The organism is Paraglaciecola algarum, assembly GCF_021532655.1.
GTDB classification, from domain to species: Bacteria; Pseudomonadota; Gammaproteobacteria; order Enterobacterales; family Alteromonadaceae; genus Paraglaciecola; species Paraglaciecola algarum.
Map to the genome: position 1 here is coordinate 1 of NZ_JAKGAS010000035.1, position 644 is coordinate 644.

Annotated in this window: 1 protein-coding gene; it reads left to right on the top strand. The window is 39.0% G+C overall.

Going from position 1 to position 644, the window contains the following annotated elements; translation table 11 throughout:
• A partial coding sequence (locus tag L0668_RS20550; RefSeq protein ID WP_235314602.1) for a transposase occupies positions 1-308 on the top strand: 308 nt, incomplete at its 5' end.
• Between the last annotated feature and the right edge of the window lie 336 nt (positions 309-644).

Consider the following 644-nt stretch of genomic DNA (forward strand, 5'->3'; position numbering starts at 1 on the left):
ATGATGTGACCTTCAGTTACAAAGATTATCGTCAGCCAACCCAACAAAAAACGATGACACTCAGTGGTGTCGAGTTTATTCGGCGTTATTTAACCCATGTATTACCTAAAGGGTTTATGCGTGTACGTCATTTTGGTTTTTTAGCCAATCGTTGCCGAGCTAAGAAGTTAGACATGATCCAGCAACAAACTAAAAAACGAACGACATCCGCCCTCGAAAAAGTAGAGCAAGCTATGCCTATTTGCTGGCCTTGCCCCACATGTAAAATTGGCATATTACGTTTGGCAACATTAATCTTGCCAAGCTAAGTTGGGTGGAAGATGTTCGAGGTCAATCAAACAGGTTAATTGTTTTATTGGATTGAGTCACAAGATTAAAAATTTAAGTGACAGGCTTAAAGGGCTAAACTCGCCTATATCACGGTCAATCGCAGATATTTAGGTGTAAAAGTATAAAATAAGGTCAGCAAACAGAGAATAATATGCTTAGTAAGACACACTTCATAAAAAGACCAGTGAAAAAAGTTATCCCACCAACGCTTCCTAAAAAATACAAATTCCTATAGCATCAATGATACCAATTTAACGGACGCGGGAATAACCCCACCGTCCAACAAGGTATTTAACCGTCATTGAACTACACGA